The sequence below is a fragment of the Nisaea sediminum genome (assembly GCF_014904705.1).
GTDB lineage: Bacteria > Pseudomonadota > Alphaproteobacteria > Thalassobaculales > Thalassobaculaceae > Nisaea > Nisaea sediminum.
In genome coordinates this window covers 103,716-125,333 of the sequence record NZ_JACZCQ010000008.1, presented here as the reverse complement: position 1 = coordinate 125,333, position 21,618 = coordinate 103,716, and the positions used below count along the sequence as shown (strand labels likewise).

General features: G+C 64.1%; 24 protein-coding genes and 1 riboswitch. Of the genes, 12 read left to right on the top strand and 12 right to left on the bottom strand.

The window, feature by feature from the left end; genetic code table 11:
* Nucleotides 1-2: 2 nt before the first annotated feature.
* The gene (locus IG122_RS17930) at nt 3-713 is read left to right on the top strand and encodes a hypothetical protein (RefSeq protein ID WP_193186868.1); all 711 of its coding nucleotides are present in this window, start codon (nt 3-5) and stop codon (nt 711-713) included.
* On the top strand, nt 710-1,609 hold the full coding sequence (locus IG122_RS17925; protein WP_193186865.1) for an NAD-dependent epimerase/dehydratase family protein: 900 nt from the start codon (nt 710-712) through the stop codon (nt 1,607-1,609). Before IG122_RS17930 ends, IG122_RS17925 begins: the two co-directional genes overlap by 4 nt.
* Here the strand turns inward: IG122_RS17925 and IG122_RS17920 are convergent.
* A complete protein-coding gene (locus IG122_RS17920; protein WP_193186862.1) occupies nt 1,606-1,860 on the bottom strand; it encodes a hypothetical protein in 255 nt (84 codons plus the stop codon). The two genes, IG122_RS17925 and IG122_RS17920, sit on opposite strands and share 4 nt — an antisense overlap.
* A 143-nt stretch (nt 1,861-2,003) precedes the next feature.
* Here IG122_RS17920 and IG122_RS17915 point away from each other — a divergent pair, with 143 nt between their 5' ends.
* The gene (locus IG122_RS17915; protein ID WP_193186859.1) at nt 2,004-2,510 is read left to right on the top strand and encodes a flagellar basal body-associated FliL family protein; all 507 of its coding nucleotides are present in this window, start codon (nt 2,004-2,006) and stop codon (nt 2,508-2,510) included.
* On the opposite strand, the gene IG122_RS17910 is transcribed toward IG122_RS17915, so the two are convergent.
* Nucleotides 2,503-3,219: a lysophospholipid acyltransferase family protein gene (locus IG122_RS17910; RefSeq protein ID WP_193186855.1), complete on the bottom strand. Its 717-nt coding sequence runs from the start codon at nt 3,217-3,219 to the stop codon at nt 2,503-2,505. The genes IG122_RS17915 and IG122_RS17910 overlap by 8 nt on opposite strands.
* A gap of 86 nt (nt 3,220-3,305) precedes the next feature.
* Here IG122_RS17910 and IG122_RS17905 point away from each other — a divergent pair, with 86 nt between their 5' ends.
* The 8 genes from IG122_RS17905 to IG122_RS17870 all read left to right on the top strand — a co-directional run bounded on the left by IG122_RS17905 (nt 3,306) and on the right by IG122_RS17870 (nt 9,632).
* Nucleotides 3,306-3,695, top strand: coding sequence for a hypothetical protein (locus tag IG122_RS17905; protein WP_193186851.1), 390 nt, complete (start codon nt 3,306-3,308; stop codon nt 3,693-3,695).
* Between the two features lie 77 nt (nt 3,696-3,772).
* Complete coding sequence (locus IG122_RS17900; protein ID WP_193186848.1) at nt 3,773-4,117, top strand: cupredoxin domain-containing protein; 345 nt, start codon at nt 3,773-3,775, stop codon at nt 4,115-4,117.
* A gap of 10 nt (nt 4,118-4,127) precedes the next feature.
* Nucleotides 4,128-6,437 (top strand): ATP-binding protein, encoded by a 2,310-nt coding sequence (locus IG122_RS17895; protein ID WP_193186845.1) that lies wholly within the window; start codon nt 4,128-4,130, stop codon nt 6,435-6,437.
* The gene (locus tag IG122_RS17890) at nt 6,434-6,850 is read left to right on the top strand and encodes a response regulator (protein WP_193186842.1); all 417 of its coding nucleotides are present in this window, start codon (nt 6,434-6,436) and stop codon (nt 6,848-6,850) included. The genes IG122_RS17895 and IG122_RS17890 overlap by 4 nt, the downstream gene beginning before the upstream one ends.
* A 118-nt stretch (nt 6,851-6,968) precedes the next feature.
* Nucleotides 6,969-7,766: a DUF4394 domain-containing protein gene (locus IG122_RS17885; RefSeq protein ID WP_193186839.1), complete on the top strand. Its 798-nt coding sequence runs from the start codon at nt 6,969-6,971 to the stop codon at nt 7,764-7,766.
* Between the two features lie 5 nt (nt 7,767-7,771).
* Nucleotides 7,772-8,122 (top strand): cupredoxin domain-containing protein, encoded by a 351-nt coding sequence (locus IG122_RS17880; RefSeq protein WP_193186836.1) that lies wholly within the window; start codon nt 7,772-7,774, stop codon nt 8,120-8,122.
* A gap of 100 nt (nt 8,123-8,222) precedes the next feature.
* The gene (locus IG122_RS17875; RefSeq protein ID WP_193186834.1) at nt 8,223-8,684 is read left to right on the top strand and encodes a DUF3237 domain-containing protein; all 462 of its coding nucleotides are present in this window, start codon (nt 8,223-8,225) and stop codon (nt 8,682-8,684) included.
* A 12-nt stretch (nt 8,685-8,696) separates the two neighbouring features.
* Entirely contained in the window at nt 8,697-9,632 is a 936-nt protein-coding gene (locus IG122_RS17870) for an FRG domain-containing protein (RefSeq protein ID WP_193186830.1), read from the top strand.
* A 169-nt stretch (nt 9,633-9,801) separates the two neighbouring features.
* Here the strand turns inward: IG122_RS17870 and IG122_RS17865 are convergent, their stop codons facing one another.
* The 5 genes from IG122_RS17865 to IG122_RS17845 all read right to left on the bottom strand — a co-directional run bounded on the left by IG122_RS17865 (nt 9,802) and on the right by IG122_RS17845 (nt 14,175).
* Nucleotides 9,802-10,032: a hypothetical protein gene (locus IG122_RS17865; protein WP_193186827.1), complete on the bottom strand. Its 231-nt coding sequence runs from the start codon at nt 10,030-10,032 to the stop codon at nt 9,802-9,804.
* A 258-nt stretch (nt 10,033-10,290) separates the two neighbouring features.
* Nucleotides 10,291-10,896, bottom strand: a complete 606-nt coding sequence (locus tag IG122_RS17860) for a rhodanese-like domain-containing protein (RefSeq protein ID WP_193186824.1) — start codon at nt 10,894-10,896, stop codon at nt 10,291-10,293.
* Nucleotides 10,897-11,076: 180 nt separating this feature from the next.
* Complete coding sequence (locus tag IG122_RS17855) at nt 11,077-11,673, bottom strand: DUF305 domain-containing protein (RefSeq protein ID WP_226893715.1); 597 nt, start codon at nt 11,671-11,673, stop codon at nt 11,077-11,079.
* 5 nt (nt 11,674-11,678) lie between these two features.
* On the bottom strand, nt 11,679-13,046 hold the full coding sequence (locus IG122_RS17850) for a YncE family protein (RefSeq protein ID WP_193186821.1): 1,368 nt from the start codon (nt 13,044-13,046) through the stop codon (nt 11,679-11,681).
* Nucleotides 13,047-13,161: 115 nt separating this feature from the next.
* On the bottom strand, nt 13,162-14,175 hold the full coding sequence (locus IG122_RS17845; protein ID WP_193186818.1) for a methyltransferase: 1,014 nt from the start codon (nt 14,173-14,175) through the stop codon (nt 13,162-13,164).
* A gap of 236 nt (nt 14,176-14,411) precedes the next feature.
* Here IG122_RS17845 and IG122_RS17840 point away from each other — a divergent pair, with 236 nt between their 5' ends.
* Nucleotides 14,412-14,651 carry a hypothetical protein gene (locus IG122_RS17840; protein ID WP_193186815.1) on the top strand — a complete coding sequence of 80 codons (240 nt, stop codon included), beginning with the start codon at nt 14,412-14,414 and terminating at the stop codon, nt 14,649-14,651.
* Between the two features lie 57 nt (nt 14,652-14,708).
* Here the strand turns inward: IG122_RS17840 and IG122_RS17835 are convergent, their stop codons facing one another.
* The 5 genes from IG122_RS17835 to IG122_RS17815 form a co-directional block, all read right to left on the bottom strand.
* Nucleotides 14,709-16,418 carry a methyl-accepting chemotaxis protein gene (locus tag IG122_RS17835; protein ID WP_193186812.1) on the bottom strand — a complete coding sequence of 570 codons (1,710 nt, stop codon included), beginning with the start codon at nt 16,416-16,418 and terminating at the stop codon, nt 14,709-14,711.
* Between the two features lie 113 nt (nt 16,419-16,531).
* Nucleotides 16,532-18,328: a phosphomethylpyrimidine synthase ThiC gene (thiC, locus tag IG122_RS17830; RefSeq protein WP_193186809.1), complete on the bottom strand. Its 1,797-nt coding sequence runs from the start codon at nt 18,326-18,328 to the stop codon at nt 16,532-16,534.
* A gap of 116 nt (nt 18,329-18,444) precedes the next feature.
* A riboswitch (TPP riboswitch) is annotated at nt 18,445-18,565 on the bottom strand.
* Between the two features lie 39 nt (nt 18,566-18,604).
* Nucleotides 18,605-19,543, bottom strand: coding sequence for an amidohydrolase family protein (locus IG122_RS17825; RefSeq protein ID WP_193186806.1), 939 nt, complete (start codon nt 19,541-19,543; stop codon nt 18,605-18,607).
* Between the two features lie 9 nt (nt 19,544-19,552).
* Nucleotides 19,553-20,041 (bottom strand): NUDIX domain-containing protein, encoded by a 489-nt coding sequence (locus tag IG122_RS17820; protein WP_193186803.1) that lies wholly within the window; start codon nt 20,039-20,041, stop codon nt 19,553-19,555.
* 19 nt (nt 20,042-20,060) lie between these two features.
* Entirely contained in the window at nt 20,061-21,608 is a 1,548-nt protein-coding gene (locus tag IG122_RS17815; protein ID WP_193186800.1) for a UxaA family hydrolase, read from the bottom strand.
* Nucleotides 21,609-21,618: the final 10 nt, after the last annotated feature.

Genomic DNA, 21,618 nt, shown 5'->3' with positions numbered 1-21,618 from the left:
ACATGGCCCTGACCGGCGACGCCTTTCTCGCGCTCTGGCACGACATCGATCCGCCGTCCCAGACCGAATACATGGAATGGCATACCCGCGAGCACATGCCGGAACGGCTTTCGATCCCGGGCTTCCTCGTCGGCAAACGGCTGATCAACCACAGTGCCCCGCGCTACCGCTACGGCACCGTCTATTGCGGCGAAACGGTCGAGACCTTCCGCTCTCCGGCCTATCTCGAACGCCTGAACAACCCGACCCCGTGGTCGGACAAGGTCCAGCCGACCTTCCGCAATTTCCTCCGCGTCGCCTGCGACCGGATAGCCTCCTCCGGCGTCGGGGACGGCGGCGCGATGGCGACGATCCGGCTCGATTTCTCGGATGATGGCAATGCGGAAACGGTCCGCGCAGGAGCCCAGGCGCTCACCGACAGCCTGCTCAAGGTGACGGGCGCCGCCGGCGCGCATATCGGCCTCGCTCGCACCGAGGTTTCCGGCGTGAAAACCCGCGAGACCGAGATCCGCCCGAAGATGAAGGAGAAGGAGTTCGACGCGGTTGTGCTCATTGAAGGCAGCGGCCTGCCGGAACTCGAAGCATCGGTCGCGGAGTTCGAAGCCGTCATCGCCGCGAGCGGGATCGGCCTCAAGGACCCCGAGACCATCGTCTACAACCTCGCCTATCAGCTCACCGCGGCGGATATGGCCGGAACGGGAGCGGCGCAATGAAGGTTCTGATCACTGGCGGCGGCGGGTTTCTCGGCGCCTGGCTCATCAAGCGGCTGAAAAAGCGGAATGTCGACGTCCGCGTCTTCGACCTGAAGGAAGACCGCTCCATCGTCCGGGAAATCATTGGCGACGGCGCCGACGGGATCGACTGGGTGAGTGGCGACATCGCCGATACCGAAGCCGTGCGCGACACGGCGCGCGGCTGTTCGTTCGCGGTCCATCTCGCCGCCCTGCTGACGCCGGAGTGCTCGGCCGATCCGGTGCTCGGCGCCAAGGTCAACCTGATCGGTACGCTGAACGTTTTCGAGGCGGCGAAAGCCGAAGGCATGACCGGCGTGGCCTATGCCAGCAGCGCATCGGCCCTCGCCCCGGACAGTTGCACCGATCTTAGCCCGATCACCCATTACGGCGCCTACAAGCTGGCGGCTGAGGGCTGCGCCCGTGCCTACTGGATCGAATCCGGCATTCCGAGCATCGGTTTCCGCCCGGCCATCGTTTACGGCCCCGGACGGGTCACCGGCATGACCGCCGGTCCGTCGGTTGCCTGCCGCGAGGCTCTTGCGGGACGTCCCTATACGATCGGTTATTCCGGCGAGGCCGACATGATCTTCGTCGACGATGTCGCGGCGGTCTGCGAGGCGGCGGCGACCCGGCCCTTCGAGGGCGCGCATGCCATCACCCTCTCTGGCGAAAGGGCCGACGCGGGCGCGATCGTGGAGGAAATCCGCAGACACGTTCCGGACGCGAAGCTGGACTGGAGCGGCCCCACCCTTCCGATCCCGGCGGAAATGGTTCCGACCCCGGTCGAGGATCTGCTCGGAGCGCTTCCGCGCACCACGCTTTCGGAGGGGATCGCCCGGACCATCGCGCATTACCGGACCGGCCTCGAGGCCTAGCGGCGGCGGGTGAGCTTCTCCATCAGGCCGCTGTTGAGGTATTCGCGCATATAGAGCGCAAGATCTTCGCTCAGCGCGATTGCCCTCTCGCGCCCGTCGTCGAAACGGAAGGTAATGTAGAACCGGTCATCGACCAGATCGATCACGAAGGAGGTCACGCCCGGCGCCTCGGCACGCAGCTTCTCCGCCTGGCGTTCTTCCGGCTGTTTCATGAAAAACTCGAGCCAGGCCCGGGCTTCCTTATCCTGCATCGACACGCCACCTCATTCGTATTCCGGGACTATCATAGGCCGCTTTTACCCGGTGTTTGCACCGGAAATACTGTTCAGACAAACAGGATAGCTGCTAGTGGAGTGGACCGAGACGGTCCCTTGAGCGAACGGAGCCTGCGCCCGTGAAGAAACTGATCATCTTCGTGACCCTGCCGCTGATGCTGATCGTCGGCGCCGGAATGGGCGCCGTGATGTTCGGGCTGATTCCGGGCTTCGATCCGCTTGGCGCCAAGCGCAAGCACATGATGGGCGGCGGGGAGACAACACCGAAGGAAGAGCAGTATCTGAAGGAGGCCCCTCCGCCCTATGCGGCGGCGGATCCGAACGCGGTGGTCTTCCAGCTCGAGGAATTCGTCATCAACCTGCAGACCGAGCGGCGCTATCCGGTCTTCATGCTGCTCAGCCTCGCGCTTGAGCTGAAGGACCCCAACGCCCAGGCACGGGTGGCCGGGCTGGAACCGCGCATCCGCGATGCGGTGATCATCTATGCGAGCAGCCTGACCCAGGAAGACCTGAACGGCTTCGACGGCATCAACAGGATCCGAGACGGGGTCTGGGTCCGGCTCAGAGACATCATCCCGAAGGACGACCTGCTGAATGTTCAGGTCATGAAGATGACGATCAAGTAGAGGCGGACTTCTCGAGACGCGTGGTCTCGCTCTCGATCACCTGTTCCAGCCGGCTCATGAAGCTCTTGCGGTCGAGCCCCGGCGGAATTGGCTCCAGCACCCGGACATCGACGGTGCCAGGATACTTCATGAAGCTCTCCCGCGCCCAGAACTGGCCGGAATTGAGCGCGATTGGAACGGTCGGCAGGTCAAGCGCGCGATAGAGCGCATAGACGCCCGGATGATAGGCCTGCTCCACGCCCGGCGCGACACGGGTGCCCTGCGGGAAGATCACCACCGGCCGCCCCTCGGCAACCCGCTCCTCCGCCGCCTTCACCATCATCTTCAGCGCGCCCGCCCCGGCCGACCGGTCGACCGGGACCATGCCGACCTTGCGGAAATACCAGCCGACCACCGGAAGCTTCAGCAGTTCCTGCTTCAGCACGATGGCGGGATCGCGGCAGATGAGCTGCAGCGCGATCGTCTCCCAGGCTGACTGATGCTTGCAGGCGATCAGGCAGGGCCCGTCGGGAAGATGCTCCCGTCCCTCGATCCGCCAGCGCAGCCCCACAATTACCGCGAGCACGGCCAGCACCCCGCGGCACCAGGTATCGCGGACCCAGCAGACCCAGCTCCGCGGTCCGAGAAAGACCGGAAGCGCCAACAAGCCGATGACGGGGGTGAAGATGTAGAAGAGGACGTTGAAGAGCGTCGCCCTGAAAGCGGTCATTTTTGATTCCACAAGCTTTGCCTCACCCTTTACTGAAGTTTGGCCGGCCTGTCACGCCGCCCCTTCCCGAGCTGCGAGTACGAGCCATGACCACAGAACGCCCGGAGAACCAAGGAGAGCCCGACTGGTTTCCGCGCCTGCTCGACGCGCTGGAGCGCTGTGCCCGGGCCGGAAAGGTCACCACCTATGCCGAGCTCGCGGGCGAGGCCGGCATTCCGGGCCCGCATGCCATTCACAAACTGACGGAGGCACTGGAGCGGACCGTCAGTCGCGATCATGCCGAGGGACGGCCGCTCAGGGCCGCCGCCGCGGTCTCGAAATCCCGGGGCGGGCTGCCGGGTCCGGGCTTCTTCCAGCACTGCACGGCACTCGGGCTCTATTTCGGACCCGACCGGGGGCCGCAGGCGGAAACCTTTCATCGCCTCGAACTGGATCGCCTGTTTGTGAAGTACCGAGACGCGGGCGGGGATGTATAGACGCACCCGCATCGCTAAAGTAAATCCCTAGAAATTACGGTAAGATACCCGCACCCGATCATTGTTTGGACGCGCCCATGCCGCTCACCAGATCCATCGGCGCCGCCATGCTGGCCGCCGCACTTTCGGCCACGGCCGGCATCGCCGTCGCGCTTGCCGCCGACCCGGCCGCCACGATCAGCCAGAAGGGGCGCCATTTCACGCCTGGCGAGGTCTCGGTGAAGAAAGGCGACACGGTCCGCTTCGTGAACGACGACTTCTACGGCCACAATGTCTATTCCGAGACCGACGGCGCGAGCTTCGACATCGGCCTGCAGGCCCCCGGCGAGGAGCGCGACGTGGTGCTGGAAAAGCTCGGTATCGTCGATGTGCGCTGCCGCATTCATCCGCGCATGCGGTTGAAGATCACCGTCGAAGAGTAATTCGCGTCCGATGTCCATCCGCCTGAAACTGATCGGCGCGTTCCTGATGGCCGTTCTGGTTGCCGGCGCTCTGGCGGGTACGAGTCTTTTCGCCGCATGGTCGCTCGGAGACATAGCGAAAGCAATGTATGACCGGCCGTTCCAGGCAATCAATTTCGCCCGGGCTGCGCAATCAGATTTTCTTATTCTCGAACTTGAAGAGCGATTGTCGGTTGGCGCCAGCGAAGAAAACCTCCAGCGATTGCGGGAAGATTTCTTTCTCGATCTGGATGTCGCCCTGGAGCGGCGCATGTCGGAGCGAACCAAGGTGCTCGCGGCCAAGATCGAAAGCGAGTTCAATGATTGGTGGAAGACCGCGAGGGTGGCCCGCACCGACCCCCGAAAAGTCGAGGACCGGGACCACATTGCGGAGCGGGTCAAGACCGATCTCGACATCCTGGTGCAGGTCGCCGCCGAGGACGGCTACCGCTTCTGGCTCGCCGCCGAGGAACAGGTGGAGGACACCAAGCGCTTCACCACCTGGATCCTCGCCGGCGTGCTCGTCGTCTCGGTGCTGGTCGCGATCCTGCTCGCCCGCGATATCATCCGCCCGCTGAACCGGCTGGCCCGCCGCACCGTCGAGCTCGCCGCGGGTGACCGTTCGATCGAGGTCCGGCAGAACGATCTCGAGCGCGGCGACGAGATCGGCGGCATGGCCCGCTCGCTCATCGTCTTCCGCGACGTCATGAACGAGGTCCGCGAAGCGCGCGACAGCGCCGAGGCGGCGGCCCAGGCGAAGGCCGACTTCCTCGCCATGATGAGCCACGAGATCCGCACCCCGATGAACGGCGTGATCGGCATGACCCGCCTGCTCCTGCGCAAGCCGCTCGGCCCCGAGGAACGGCATTTCGCAGAGACCGTGCTGGAGAGCGCCGAGGGGCTGATGCACCTGCTGAACGGCATCCTCGATTTCTCCAAGCTCGAGGCAGGCAAGCTCGATCTCGAGGTGCTCGATTTCGATCTCCGGCGCCTGATCGACGGCTCGCTCGCGCTGATGCAGGGCCGGGCCGAGGAAAAAGGCCTCTCCTTCCGCGCGGATGTGGACCCGGAATGTCCGTCGCACCTGAAGGGCGACAGCGCGCGTCTCCGCCAGATCCTGCTGAACCTCGTCGGCAATGCGCTGAAATTCACCGAGAGCGGCTCCGTCACCGTCTCGGTCTCGCCGACCGGAATGCCGGATACCTACCGCTTTGCCGTCCGCGATACCGGCATCGGCATACCGGAGGACAAGATCTCCCGGCTTTTCCAGGAGTTCAGCCAGGCCGACAGCTCGACCGCGCGGCAATATGGCGGCACCGGGCTCGGCCTCGCGATCTGCAAGCAGCTGGTCGAGCTGATGGGCGGCCGGATCGGCGTCGACAGCGTGGCGGGCGAAGGCAGCACCTTCTGGTTCGAGCTGCCGCTCGCCGAAGGCCGGGCGAAGGACGCCGCGTCCGGGGCGATCACAGCCAGCCTGCCGCCGCTCTCGCTGCTGGTTGCCGAGGACAACATGGTGAACCAGCAGGTCGCCCGCGGTCTGCTGGAGGCGGAAGGACACAGCGTCCACATGGTCAATGACGGCGCCGCAGCGCTCGCCGCGCTCGAGGACAATCCGGCCGGCACCTACGACGCCATCCTGATGGACATGAACATGCCGGGCATGGACGGGCTCGAGGCGACGCGCCGGATCCGGGCACTGCTGCCACCACGCTCCGACATCCCGATCCTCGCCGCCACCGCTGCCGCGACGGCGGACGAGGTTGCCCGCTGCATGGAGGCCGGCATGGACGGCTATGTCGCCAAGCCGATCCATCCGGGGCTGCTGTTCGGCGCGCTCGCCCGCGTGCTCGGCCCGGTCATTCCGGCCCTCGAGGGAGACGAGGACGATCTCTTCCCCGATTTCGAGGACGAGGACGAGGACGCTCCCGCCTCGCCGGTCGCCGAGAAACTGATGCAGGACGGCCCGGCGCTTGAGCCGGAAATCCTGGAGACCTACCGCGCCCAGCTCGGCGACGAATTCGCGGCCGAGATGGTGAGCGACTTCCTCGCCGGGCTCGACGCGCATCGCGAGGCGATCGCCGCCCATCTCGCGGCGGAGGATCCGGCGGCTCTCGGCGAGGCGGCGCACACGCTCAAGAGCGCCGCCGCCTCCGTTGGACTGCGCCGGGTCTATCGCGATGCGGTTTCAGTTGAAAGTGCCGCCGGAACGCAGCATTTAGAGGACTGCGCGGCCGCGGCCGAGAACCTGCTCGCCGCCCTTGAGGAAAGCCGCAGCCTTTTGGAGAGCCGGGCCGCTCAATGAACAGCCAGACCAATCCCCTTGCCGCCATCCGCCCCAACTTCGCGGAGTTCCAGGTGATCGTCGCCGAGGACGAGCCGATGGCTGCCAAGCTCGCCCAGGGCGCGCTGAAGGTCATGGGCTTCAAGCGGATCTTCCACGCCCCCGACGGGCTGAAGGCGCTGAAGCTCCTGCGGGAGCTGGACGGCGACGTGCAGCTCATCGTCTCCGACTGGAACATGCCCGAGATCAACGGGCTGGAGTTCCTGAAGGCGGTCCGCAAGATCTTCCCGAAGATGAAGTTCATCATGCTGACCGGCAACGCCAACAAGGAATTCGTCATCGCCGCACGCAAGGCCGGCGTCGACGCCTATATCGCCAAGCCCTTCACCCCGGACCAGATGAAGGCCAAGGTCGAGGCGATCTTCAGGCTCTGAAGCCCTCCCGGTCCGGATAACCGATCCGCACCGTCCTTTCCCGCGTAGAGACTGACAAGCGCCGGTACCGCCGGCTCCGGTTGGGCGCGCGTTGAAATAAAAAGACGGACTCTCTCCGATGACTTTTTCCAGAACATTCGCCGCCGCGGCGCTCGCCGCCGGCATCGCATGGACCGCGCCCGCCGCCGCGCTCGACCTGATCGGCCTGACCGCGCGCAACCAGCTCGTGCTGACGACCGACAGCGCGCCGGGCAAGAGCCGCGTCGTCGGCATCACCGGCGTCGACACCAAGGTGCTCGGCATCGACATCCGCCCGGCCGACCTCGCGCTCTACGCCGTGACCGCCTCCGGCACGATCTACACCATCGATCCCGCGACCGGCGCCGCCACGATGAAAGCAAAGATCTCCGAGCGTCTGGAAGCGGTCGACAATCTGGTCGTCGATTTCAACCCGCAGGCCGACAGGCTCAGGGTCATGGCCTCGAACGGACAGAACCTCCGGGTCAATGTCGATACCGGCGCCACATTGGTCGACGGCCGGCTTGCCTATGCCGCGGGCGACCGCAACGCGGGCAAGACGGCCGGCGTCCTCGCGGGCGCCTATATCAATGCCTACAAGGGCACGAAATACACCCAGCTCTTCGACATCGACAGCCTGAACGCCACCTACGCCGTGCAGGACCCGCCGAACGACGGCGTGCTGAAATCCGTCGGCCCGACCGGGCGCGCCCCCGGCACGGCGGTCGAGGCGATCGACATCCACACAGACCCGAAGGACGAGTACCACGGCTTCGCCGTGAGCGGACGCGATCTCTACCGACTCGATGTCGCCCGCGGGACGTTGACGCGGGTCGGCCGCATCGCTTCCGGCGGCGGCGCGGTGATCGATATTGCCACTCCCGTGGTCAACAGGTGACCGCCATGCATGCAACCGCATTCCGGCGCCGTATCGCCGCCACCCTCGCGCTCGCCGCCGCGGGGGCCTGGGCGACGGTCGGCGGCCTCTATGCCGCGACCCCGACGGTGATCGAGCAGGCGGGCATCGAGTTCCTGCCGAAGGCGGTCACGATCAAGGCCGGCGAGCAGGTGGTGTTCCTGAATTCCGACGTCTTCGGCCACAATGTCTATTCCGATACCGAGGACGGGACCTTCGATATCGGCCTGCAGAACTCCCGCAGCGAGGTCGCCGTGACCTTCGACAACCCGGGCCGCTTCACCCTGCGCTGCCGCATCCATCCGAAGATGCGGGCGGTCGTGACCGTCACCGACTGATCCCTCCCCTCAGCCCGTTCCGCCATGCGGAGCGGGCGATTTTCAAGCGCGCGCGAAGCGGTCATACTCTCCCCGATCACTAGCAGGGAGGACCGGACCCGTGAGCCATATCCAGACAGAACATCTCTTCGACATCGCGCTTTCGGTGGAAGCCTCGCTGCAGCTCCTCGGCCACACGCCCTATGGCGAGCGCAAGATCGCGCGGGTGACCGGCGGGACGTTCGAGGGTCCGGGGCTCAAGGGCACGGTGCGCGGCGGCGGCGGCGACTGGATCCTGGTCCGCGCCGACGGCGTGACCCAGCTCGACGTCCGCCTGGTGCTGGAAACTGACGACGGCGCGCTGATCTACATGACCTACAAGGGCCTCCGCCACGGCCCGGAAGAGGTGATGGCGCGGCTCAATTCGGGCCAGCCGGTGGACCGGAACGACTATTACTTCCGGATTACGCCGGGCTTCGAGACCAGCGCGGACAAGTATCTCTGGCTGAACAAGGCGGTCTGCGTCGGGACCGGGGACCGGACGCCGGGCGGGCCGGTTTATAATGTGTATCGGGTGTTGTGAGGGAGCTTCTGTATGGAATCAATCAGCAGCGTTTCTCAATTTCTCGAAAAATTGTTTCGCTCTCATGAAAACGCGGAGAATCTAGTTGTATATCGAGGGCATGAGGACTATCGATACCAACTTACACCTACCGCACTTAGAAACAATATTGATTATAAAAACGAAAATAATTTTATAAGAGAAATAATATCCGCACACCCAAATGAATTTACAGAAGATATTGGCGCGCTAGAATTATTGTCTAGAATGCAACATTACTCAATTCCAACGCGATTACTTGATGTAACATTTAACCCATTAATAGCACTATATTTTGCATGCAAGAATCTTGGAGAAAAAAACAACTCTGAAAACGACTCTACGCATGATGGATCCGTCGTCAAAATTGAAGTAAATAATGAAATAATAAAATACTTTGATAGCGACACAGTTAGCATTCTTGCTAATTTTGCAAAACTTGATATATTGTCAAAAAAACAAATTGATCAAAAATTACTCAGCGCAAGTCAAATAAAGAAATATGATTTTAACAACCTCAAACCAACCAAGAGGCTAATTCATTATATTAGACAAGAAAAACATGGATTTGAAGGCGATATAAATCCATACGATCTAGAAAAAATAATTTTAATCAAACCAAAACAAAACAATAAAAGAATAATAGCGCAGCAAGGCGCCTTTTTTATTTTTGGACTTTTAAATGAAATAGACTACAGATCGAATTTAATTGACGATTACATGAAAGCAGAAAAAATTATAATTAATAAAGAATACAAAAACGAAATAATTGAAGATTTAAAAAAACTTTCTATCAATGAAATGTCTCTTTTTCCTGATATTGAGCGCGCAGCAAGATACCTCAAGGAAAAATCAAGCCTTGCGGCATTCCAGAAAAAACAAGCGCCGAGACATAGGCGAAGCCGACGAAACACATCAGAACATTCATAAAGATAGATTAGGAAATTACGGGATACACCGCTTTTTTGGAATTAAGGGGACACTCCCCTTAATTCTTCTCTCGGGAGTTAAGGGGACAGAATTAAGGGGACACTCACCTTAATTCTTCTCTCGCTTTCAGGTCCTTGACGGCCTCGGCATGAAACCGGAAGCCCATGCCTCAGGCGCTGCGGGAGGCGCGCTTTTCCCGGAGCGCGGCGAAAGCGCTCTCGCCATCGACCGGGGCGCTTTGGTCGGACAGGCGGCGCGCGAGTTGATCCTTGATATCGGCGCGGCGGGCTTCGAGCGCGATGGCGTCGGAGAGCAGGTCCGACGGCGCACGCCCGGTCGCGGCGCTCCGTTTCGCCAGCACGGCGGCGGTTTCGTCGGTGATTTCGATCATCTTGCTCATGATGCGCATCATAGCATCGTTGGGGCCGAGGGGACACAGCGCCCGGATCTTCAAGCTCGGCGTCATCCCGGACCGCGATCCGGGATCCATCGCGCCGCCGTCACTGCTCTTTGATCCCCTAGGTCCCGGCCTGCGCCGGGATGACGGACGCGGGGTGATCGAGGGGAAAGGGCTGGTTCTTCGGCCCAGTGCACCAATCACGAAAAACCCGCCTGACGCATCAGGCGGGCTCTCCGAACCTCAAAGCTCCATCGGAGCCTACATATCCCCTTCGACCACCGTCAGCCCCAGCGTGTGCCAGGCCTGCATGCCGCCGCGGTAATAGAGGATCTTCTCTGCCGGATAGCCTTCCCGGAGCATCGCCTTGATCGCCATCGGGGACTGGCCGCACCAGGGGCCGTTGCAGAACAGCAGGACCGTCTCCGCGTTCTCGCAGTTCCATTTCCCGTCCGCGTTCTTCACACAGCCGATCTCGTCCAGGCGGTCGGCCATCTGGGTGTAGGGCATGTTGATCGCGCCGGGGATCGTACCGTCGACATGCCATTCGACGGTGCGGCCGTCGATCAGCTTGCCGCCGGTCTTGGCGAATTCGAGCAGCTCGACCTCGCCCACCGTCGTCACGCCCGGGGCGACCTGCATGGGCTGGATGCAGAACGGCGGACATTTGCGCGAGGTCTTCGCATAGGCAGGATCGATCGTCGCCTCCGGGTCCTGGTTGCGCATGACCTCCACAGGGCCGTCCTTCGTCGGCACCGTGACGCTCGGCGTCTGGGCGTTGATCTTCACTTCCAGCTCGGCGGCGAGCAGCTGCTGGGGCGCCGCGGCCAGCAAGGCGAACAGCGCGGCTAGAAACATGACTCTCATTCTCGGTCCTCCCGTCTTTTTTCTTTGCTACGAGCGAAGGAACGCTTCGTCGGGCCATATTACATTCATGTATTCGAATGTGTTTAGCGCCATAAAGGCAGCTATGCGTACCTGTGCCCGCATTACTCGTCCGGCCACAGCCGGAGAACGAGGGAGGCGCACCGGATCCCGCGCCCCGGATCACTGGCGCGACACCCCTCCCCCGCGCGTTCCGCTGAGCGCCGGGTATTCCCCGCCACCCGCCGCCCCGCCTTTTCGCAGGGCCTCGAGCCGGCCCCGCATGGCCTCGATCTCGGCCTGCTGCGAGGCGATGATTTCCTGCGCCAGCGTGCGGGTCAGGGGATCGCTGCCGTAGATCAGTGCGAGCCGGGCCATGTCGATGGCGCCCTGATGGTGCGGGATCATCATGGCGAGGAAATCGATATCCCGGTTGCCACTGTAGCCGGGGGCGTGCATCTCCCGCATCATCCGCTCCATGTCGCGGGCCATCTCCCGCTCGAAGGGCGGCGCATCGGGCCCGGGCATCGGCATGGCATGCGCCGCGGTACCGTCATGGCCGTGCCCGCCGTGAGCATGCGGCGGCCGGGCGGCCGGTACTTGCCCGTCGGCGGCCCCATACATAGCGGGCTCCGTGGCATGACCCGGTCGCGGGACCAGCATTCCCGAGACCAGCAGGAAGGCGGCAAGAAAAACCGCAAGGACGGCGGCGACGCGCCAGAGACGGCGGGGCGCCCGGGGAAGCGGCCTCAGCCGCTCCCCGTTCCGGAAGACTGTCATTGCATTTACCCCGAATGCATCGGCGAACCCGGCCGGAAATAGACCAGGTTGATGCTCTTCTTGTTGCGCAGCTTGCCCGACGGCAGGTCGAGATGACCGAGTGGGATCTGGGCGACGAAGCGGGGCGCGAAGGGATCGCTCACATCGAAGGCGGAGCAGACGGTCTGCCCCGCGTGTGGTGTGCCCGGCAGCTCGTCCTGCTCGTGCGCGACATAGAGCAGCGTATGGTCCGGATTGGTCCAGAGCCCGTGCGACTCCCGGCCATGGCTGAAGAAATGGCCGGCCACGGACCGGCGTCCCGCCGGCGCGCTCCGGTCGATGATGGCGATGCGGCTGGAGGCGACACCGCCCGGACCGTCATCGTCGATCCGCCCGAGGCTGGCGTAGATCACCTTGCCTTTGGCGTTTTCAACGAACTCCACGTGGTTCGGCCGCGCTTTCTCGCCAAGCGGCACATGGTCGAGCAGCGCGTGACCGTTCTCGAAACCGCGCGCCGAGAGCCCGTCGCCGATCTTGTGCGAGAACCACATCTCCTGCCCGTCCGGCGACACTTTCTGGAACGGCGTGAAACCGAACGGATCCTGCTCCCGGATATCGAGCAATGCACGGCTCTTCGGATTGCTGAAGCCGTCGGCGCCGATCCCGGTATCGAAGACCTCGATCATCGGGACCTTCTGGGAGATCACGAAGGCGATGCTCCCGTCCTTCGAGAACCAGACCTGGGCCGGACCGAGGATGGTCGGCACGTAGCCGCGCACGGCGCGGACGTTCTCGCCGGCGGATTCCCGTCTGGCGAGTTCGGTATCGACAATCGCGATCCGGCTCTCGCCGCGCAGCGCCACCCAGATCTCCTTGCCGTTGCGGCTCCAGGTCGGCTCGTGCGGCTCGCGCCCGACCAGCACTCCGCTGGTCAGCCGGGTCGCCAGCGTGGTCTCTCCGGCCTGCGGATTGGGCCCGTTGCCGATCGCCGCCATTGCCTTCACGTCGATAAGGTAGATGTTGCTGGTCCCGCGTCCGGTGACCGCGGCCATGGTCTGGTCCGGCGAAGGGGCGCCGCCATGGATATTGATCGCGCCGTGATAGAGCGGCTTGGTGACCATCGCGGCATGGGTCGGGATCGTCCCCCCGGTCGCGAAGCGGAAGGGCGGACGCGGATCCTCGTCGAAGCTGGTGAGGTTGACCGTCCCGGCGACCGCGTTGCGGGCCGGGTCGATCACGGTCAACGTGTTGGAATCCTCGTTGCAGACGAGGACCCGGTCCTCTCGCGCCACCGCTTCGGTCCCGGCCGCGAATACGCGCCCGGGTGCGCCGGCCGCACCGATCACGGCACCTGCCGCGGCTCCGGCGAGGACATCCCTTCGTGAAATTCCCATCAGCTCTCATCTCCGTATCATGCTTGGTTTGCCCCCTTCCCTCATCGGAAGAGGCACAGCACTTACGAAAGACGGAGCTGAATATTCCCGGGCTCCGGCGACACTCACGCCGAAGTTACCGCGGCTTCACCGCCTCCGCGAGCATGGTCATGCCCGGGATCATCGGCTCGACCTTCACATGCGTGAAACCGGTCGCCTCCAGTTCCTCCTGCAGCCACGCGTCGTCGAGCGACCGTGCCTCCGGCGTGAAGGCGGTGTGCTGGAGCTGCCAGAGCGCCGCGAGCTTCGGGCCGGTGCGGTCGGCGGTGACGATGAAATCGTGGATCAGCAGGCGACCGCCGGGGACCAGCTTGTTCCAGGCGCCCTTCAGCAGGTTCTCATGCTCGTCGCCGGGCACGCCGGAGAAGAGATAGGACATCAGGATCGCGTCCTGCCCCTCCGGCCAGTCGGTGCGGAGCGCATTACCGCGGATGTACTTGATGCGGTCGGTGAGCCCGGCCTTCTCGATATACTGCTCGCCGAGATCGGCGACGTTGGGAAAGTCGACGATGGTGGCCGTCAGGTCCGGAAAGGCCTTGCAGAGCGTGATGGCGAAGGCACCGGTGCCGCCGCCGACATCGAGCAGCTTCTTAGCCTGCGAGAGATCGATCTGCTTTGCGAGCCCGCGCGCCGGACCGAGGGAGCCCGCATGCTGGCTCCTCGAATAGAGCTTCGCCTGCTCCGGATCGGAAAACCACTGGGCGTAGGAGCTGGTCGCGTCGTCGGGCAGGTTGTTGGCGATCGCGTCCTCGATCTGGTCGAGCAGCCCGTACATCTGCCGGTCGACCTGAAGGCGGAGATAGTCGCCGAAATCGTACTTCGCCCCCTTCACCAGGAACGCCTCTGCCGCCGGCGAATTGGCGAAACGGCCGTCCTCTGAGGAGACGACATCGAGCGCGGCGAGCGCTGTCAGCAGGGTCTGGACCCGGTCCGGGTGGAGTCCGGTCGCCTCGCCGATCTCCTCGACGGAGAGCGGGCCGTCCTTCAGGGCGGTGAAAATGCCATGATGCAGCGCAGCGAAAAGCGCCTTCGACCCCATAAATCCGAAGGCGATGTCGGATATCTCTTCCGCTTTGGTGAGCAGCGTCATGGTCCAAACCTCTCCTGTTTATCGTTTTATCGACATAACTTATCCGATAACGACAAAAGAGGCAAAACGGCTGGGGTTTTCCAAGGCGGGACATGGGCTTAGGGGTCGTGGCAGCGCGCAATTCTTGCTGCAGCGCAAACATCTTCGCGCGGCCGGCCCACAGACGCGACGCATCGCTTGACCTGCACGCCCATCGGTTGAACCATGATGCAATCCGATGGCGAAAGGAGGCCGCGATGGCACTCTACAAGGACGATCGGTATCTCGTGAAAACCGACGAAGACGCGTTCGACTTCCTGCACCGGCCGGCGGACACGGCGCCTTTTTCCGGGATCTACCGCTGCGAAGGCTGCCGCAGGGAGGTGGCCTCGAACGAGGGCGACCCGCTGCCGCCGCAGAACCACCACCAGCACGACGAGGCGCTCGGCGACATACTCTGGCGGCTCGTCGTCTACGCGGATCACGATCCGAAATAGCGGAAAGAGAGGCCCTCTCCCCTTGCGAGGAGAGGGCGGACAGGTGAGCCGGCGTGCCTAGTCGCGGATGCTCGTGAGGAACTGGCGGATCTCTTCCTTCAGGCGATCCGCATCGCCTGTCAGACGCCGGGTCTCGTCGCGGATCTTCGAGGCGGCGTCGCCGGTCTGGTGGACCGACTGCGAGACCTCGGAGATGGTCGAGGAGACCCGGGCGGTGCCGGCGGAGGCTTCCTCGACATTGCGGGCGATCTCCTGCGTCGCGGCGCTCTGTTGCTCCACCGCCGCGGCGATCGCGCTGGCGATCTGGTCGACCTGCTCGATGGTCTGGGTGATCGCCGCGATCGCGTCGGCGGACTCGCTGGTCGAGGACTGGATGCCCTGGATCTGCGCGGAGATCTCCTCCGTCGCCTTCGCGGTCTGGTTGGCGAGGTTCTTCACCTCGGAGGCGACGACGGCGAAGCCCTTGCCGGCCTCGCCCGCCCGGGCGGCCTCGATGGTCGCGTTCAGCGCCAGAAGGTTGGTCTGCTCCGCGATTTCGGTGATCAGGCCGACGACCTCGCCGATCTTCTGCGCCGCCTCGGCGAGGCCCTGGACCTTGCCGTTGGTGTCGGCCGCCTGCCGGACAGCGCCGGAGGCGACATCGGAGGCCTGCGAGACCTGACGGCCGATCTCCGAGATCGAGGCGGTCAGCTCCTCGGTCGCGGACGCCACCGTCTGGATATTGCGGGCGGCGCTGTCGCTGTCCGACACCACCACGGACGACTTGGCTTTCGCGTCGTCGGCGGAAGCCGCCATGCCGTCCGCCGAGCCGCTGAAGGCGCGGAGCGCGTCCGCAACCTGCTCGACCGTGCGTGCGACCGTGCCTTCGAACTCGTCGGCGGTGCGGATGCGCATCTGCCTGCGGTCATCGCTCGCCTTTTCAAGCGCATCCGCGCTCTCCTGCGCGATGCGGCGGCGTTCGAGGGTCGCGGCCTTGAAGGTCTCGACGGCCTTGGCGAGATCGCCCACATCGTCGCGGCGCTCGAGATAAGGCACGTCCCGGTCCATCTCGTTGGCCGAGAAGCGCTGGATGATCTCGCGGAGCACTGGGAACGGCTTCATGATGGCGCCGATGACGACGAAGGCGAGGCCGGCGGTCACCAGCGCGACGACGACCATCAGGGTCAGCAGGCTGATGGTCAGCTCCTGCTCGATCGCTGCGATCGCCTGCTTGCCGACGCCGACATAGAGGATGCCGATCACCTTCGATGTCTCGGTCGTGGAGAAGATCGGCTGGTAAAGGGTGAAATAATCCTTGCCGAGAATGGTGGCGACGCCGCGATAGGTCTCGCCCTTGGTGACGATGGGGAAGACGCGCCCCGTCTTGCCAAGCGGGGTGCCGATCGCGCGGCTGCCGTCATCCTTCTTGATGTTCGTGGTCCGGCGCCAGAAGTCCCCGCTTTCCTCGTCCCAGGCGAAGATCGTCGCCGTCTCGCCGGTCGCGAGGCCGACAGTGTCGATCGCGTCATGGGTCTCGAAGGCCGGAATGGAGCCTTCCCAGGAAAGCGAGAGCCCGTCCGCTTTCCGCGCGACCTTCAGCTGCCCATAGGTCTTTTCCAGCAGCAGCGCGGCCGTGTTCAGGTTCTGACCCTGCGCGCGGGCAGCCTGTTCCTGGACATAGGAGCTGATGAGGAAGATCGAGGAAAACGCCGTCGCCAGCATCGCGACGATGACAAGAAGAATGGTGACCGCGGTCACCTTGCTACGCACACTCAAGCCGGACAGCATTGCAAACCCTCTCCACCGGACAAAGACTCCCCCGTCACGCGGGGGTTGCGCGCAGCATAAAATCTTTAAGGTAAATTTTATCTTACCAAGCGGCGAACGGCCGCCGGCGCCCCCTATTCGCGCGTACGCATATAGAGATCGCCGCCGGCGCGGTATTTCTCCGCCATCGCCGCCATGCCTTCCTTCTGCGCCTCGCCCCGGATCTCGTGGCTGATCCGCATGGAGCAGAATTTCGGCCCGCACATGGAGCAGAAATGCGCAAGCTTGTGCGCCTCCTTGGGCAGGGTCTGGTCATGGAAGCCGCGCGCCGTCTCCGGGTCGAGCGAGAGGTTGAACTGGTCCTCCCAGCGGAATTCGAAACGGGCACGGCTGAGCGCATCGTCCCGCCTCCTCGCCGCCGGATGGCCCTTGGCGAGGTCAGCCGCATGTGCGGCGATCTTGTAGGTGATGACGCCGGTCTTCACGTCGTCCCGGTCGGGCAGGCCGAGATGCTCCTTCGGCGTCACGTAGCAGAGCATTGCCGTGCCGAACCAGCCGATCATCGCCGCGCCGATGCCGGAGGTGATGTGGTCGTAGCCGGGCGCGATGTCGGTCGTGAGCGGGCCGAGGGTGTAGAACGGCGCCTCGCCGCAGACCGCGAGCTGCTTGGTCATGTTCTCCCGGATCTTGTGCATCGGGACATGGCCCGGGCCCTCGATCATCACCTGGCAATCCTTCGCCCAGGCGATCTTGGTCAGCTCTCCGAGGGTCTCCAGCTCGGCGAACTGGGCGGCGTCGTTGGCGTCCGCGATCGAGCCGGGGCGCAGCCCGTCGCCGAGGGAAAAGGAGACGTCATAGGCGCGGCAGATGTCGCAGATCTCCTCGAAATGCTCGTAGAGGAAGCTCTCGCGGTGATGATGCAGACACCATTTCGCCATGATCGAGCCACCGCGGCTGACGATGCCGGTGACCCGATCGACGGTGAGCGGCACGTGATGCAGGCGCAGGCCCGCATGGATGGTGAAATAGTCGACGCCCTGCTCCGCCTGCTCGATCAGCGTGTCTCGGTAGAGCTCCCAGGTCAGCTCCTCGGCGATGCCGCCGGCCTTCTCCAGAGCCTGGTAGAGCGGGACGGTGCCGATCGGGACGGCGGAGTTCCGGATGATCCAGTCGCGGATATTGTGGATGTTCCGCCCGGTCGAGAGGTCCATCACCGTGTCGGCGCCCCAGCGCGTCGCCCAGACCATCTTCTCGACCTCCTCCTCCATGGAGGAGGTGACGGCGGAATTGCCGATATTGGCGTTGATCTTCACCAGAAAATTGCGGCCGATCGCCATCGGTTCGCTCTCCGGGTGGTTGATGTTGGCGGGGATGATCGCCCGCCCGCGCGCCACCTCGTCGCGCACGAACTCGGGCGTGACGAAATCCGGGATTTCGGCGCCGAAGCTTTCTCTGTCGCGCTCCAAGGCTTCCTTGGCTGCGGCACGGCCAAGATTCTCCCGGATGGCGACGAACTCCATTTCCGGCGTGACGATCCCCGCGCGGGCATAGGCGATCTGGGTCACCGCCCGGTCGCCTGTCGCCCGGCGCGGTTCATGGCGCACCGGGAATTCCGGCGTCAGCCGCGCACCCTCGGCGAAACCGTTATCCATCGCCTGCACGCGCCGCCCCGCGTAGCACTCAGTATCGCCGCGCGCCGCGACCCAGTCTTCGCGGAGCCGGGGGAGGCCTTTCGAGATATCGATCTCTGCCGCGGGATCGCTGTAGGGACCCGAGGCGTCATAGACGATCACCGGCCGCTCGCCGGCGCTCGGGTGCAGAGCGATCTCGCGCATCGGCACGCGGATCTCCGGGTGGAGCGTGCCGGGCACGTGGATCTTGCGGGACGCGGGCAGCGCACCGGTGGTCACTTTCGGGTGGATGGCATTCATCGGCTCGGAGCCTCCTCAGCTCGCGTGGGCGTTGGAGACCCAGTTCGCGGAGTGAGGGGCTATGGCTTCGGGTGTTTCGAGGGGCTGTCCCTGTCCGCCTGCACTCGTTCAGAAGTGCTCCGAAGCGCGCACCGTCCCTACGCCAGTATGAACTGGATCAGGTTCGTCGGGTCACTGCGCTGCTCGGGAGAGCCAGCAATATCTCAGCCCCTTGTCGGGACCCCCCGGGTGATGAGGCGATGATGGGAGGCGAAGGGACGGCTTGTCAATGCGCGGCTAGTCGTCCGGCGCCACGGGCCAGGTCGCGAAGCCGTACAGTTCTTCCGGATTGCGCAGCAGGATGCGCGTGCGCACGCCCTTCGAGGGCGCCCATTCGGCCAGCAATTCGAGCATCGTCCGATCGGAGGCATCCTGGCCGTCCTCATCACCGCCGGCTTCGTGCTCCCGATCAAGATGCGGCCAGCCGCTGCCCCAGAGCATCCGTTCCGGCGCCCAGTCGGCGAGGGCCCGGGCCAGCGCCCGGACCTCCGCATCCGCCGCCACCCCGATCTTCGAGATTGCATACGGGCGTGCGAGCTTGACCCAGACACGGCCCCGGTCGATCAGGCGGCGGAGCGCCCGGAATCCGGGCTGGGTCAGGCTGCGGGAAAATCGGAAACCTCCACAGTCGGAGAGGATCGTCTGGCCCGGCCAGTCGCGCATCATCTGTTCCAGGTCGTGCAGGTCGGAACCGTCGAGGGAGATCTCGCGGTTCCAGCCGGTCAGGTCGTGGGTGTGGCGGACGTGGCGGTCAAGTTCGTCCCAGGGACAGGTCAGGCGCCCGCGCAACATGCAGAGGCGAAGCCCGTCGATCCCGGCCCCGGACAGATCGGCGAGACGCTTCGGATCCTCCCCCGGGCCGAGCGTCGCAAAGGCGCGCACGCAATCCTCGACCAGACCGTCGGGCGACGCCGCGAGCGCCTCCTTCGCCCGGAGCAGAAACTCCGCATCCGCTTCCGGTGCGTCCGGCTGGAACAGCACGACACGGGCGAGCCCCATTTCCTCCTGCCGATCACGATAGACATGCGGAGGATGTTCCGGCAGCCCGCCGAGCGCCTCCTCGCCGTCGAGACTGGTGATGGTCACCTCGCAATCGACGGCACCCGGCGGTGGCGCGACCTTCGCCCACTCGTCCGCATCGGAACGCAATTCGCCAAGAAAGGCTTCAAAGGACATGAGACGCCCTCAAAATAGCTGAAAGACGCCGGTTTCCCGGTAACGTGCGAAATACTCAAGCGTCACCTGGTGGGAGGGAAGCATCTCGGGCAGATCGTCCAGCGCAAACCAGTCAAGCGCCAGCGTCTCCTCGCCATCGGCAGTCGGCGTGCCTTCCCAGCGACGGGCGACGAAATCCAGTCCAAAGCCCTGGATCCGGTCGCCGTTCGGGTAGGTCAGAAAGTTGGTCTCCGGATCGGAGGAATGTCCCCAAGGCACCGGATCGAGTACGGTCAGACCGGTCTCCTCGGCGACTTCCCGCACCAAGGTCGTGAGCGCGCTTTCCCCCGCCTCGCAGAAGCCCGCGGGCAGCCCCCAGACATTCATGTCTCCGCGCAGCTGCAGAAGAACGCGGCCGTCCGCATCCTCGATCACACAGCGCGCGCCCGGCATCAGGACGAGCCGGTTTCCGATCAGTTTGCGAAGCTGACCGAGATAGCTCTCCTCGAAATCATTCACGACCGGATCTTCCCGATACTCACATCACCGCCCCGATCTGCCAGGGGATGAATTCGTGATCGCCGATGCCGAGCCGCTCGCTCTTGGTCTTCTCGCCAGAGGCGACGCGGAGCACCTGTTCGAAGATCTGCGTGCCCATCTCCTCGATCGAGACGCCCTGGTCCATGACCGGGCCGCAATTGATGTCCATGTCCTCGGACATCCGCTCGTACATGGCGGAGTTGGTGGCGAGCTTCATCGAGGGAGCCGGCTTGCAGCCGTAGCAGGAGCCGCGCCCGGTGGTGAAGGCGACGACGTTGCTGCCACTCGCGACCTGTCCGGTGATCGACGCCGGATCGTAGCCGGGACTGTCCATGAAGACGAAGCCCTTGGTGTCGATCTTCTCTCCGTACTTGTAGACCCCGGTGAGGTTGGTGGTCCCGCCCTTGGCGGCGGCGCCGAGGCTCTTCTCGAGGATGGTCGTGAGACCGCCCGCCTTGTTGCCCGGCGAGGGATTGTTGTTCATCTCGCCGCCATTGCGCGCGCAGTACTCTTCCCACCACTTGATGCGCTCGACCAGCTTCTCGCCGACCTCCTTGCTGACGGCGCGGCGGGTCAGGAGATGCTCGGCGCCATAGATTTCCGGCGTTTCCGCCAGCACCGCGGTGCCGCCGTGACGGACCAGCAGGTCCGCGGCGTAGCCGAGCGCCGGGTTCGCGGTCATGCCGGAATAGGCATCCGAGCCGCCGCATTGCAGCGCCAGGGTCAGTTCCGAGGCCGGACAGGTCTCGCGCCGGCTCTGGTTGGCGAGCGGCAGCATCTCCTCGATCAGCTGGAGGCCTTTCTCGATGGTCTTCCGCGTCCCGCCGGTCTCCTGCAGCGTCATGGTGCGCAGGCGCGGGCCGCGCTCGAGCTGGTTCGCTTCCAGCAGGAAGTCGATCTGGTTCACCTCGCAGCCGAGCCCGACCATGATGATGCCGGCGAAGTTCGGATGCCCGGCAAAACCCCAGAGCACCCGCTGCAGGTTCGCGTAGCCCTCGCCCGTATCGGCCATGCCGCACCCGGTCGCGTGGCTCAGCGCCACCACGCCGTCGACATTCGGGTATTTCACCAGCAGTTCCGGCGTCACCGCGTCGGCGAGGTATTTCGCCGCCGAGGCCGAGCAGTTCACGCTGGTCAGGATACCGATATAGTTCCGCGTCCCGACCTTGCCGTTCTTGCGGCGGAAGCCCTCGAAGGTCGCGCGCTCCTTTTCCGGCACGTAGTCGGTGTCGCGCCGGTCCATGCAGAAGGCGTAGTCGCGCTCGAAATCCTTCATCGCGACGTTGTGGGTATGCACATGCTCGCCGGGGCGGATGTCGGCGGTCGCGAAGCCGATCACCTGATTGTATTTCTTCACCGGCTCGCCGACGCCGATGCGCCGGGTCGCGATCTTGTGGCCGCGCGGGATCGGCGCGAGCGTCGCCACCATCTCTTCCGCGATCTTGGTGTTCGCCGCGATCTCGGTGCGCGACGTGACGACGTTGTCCGCCGGGTTCAGCCGGACCGTCAGTCTGTCGCCGCCGCGGCCTGCGTCTGCTTCGGCCATCACATGCATC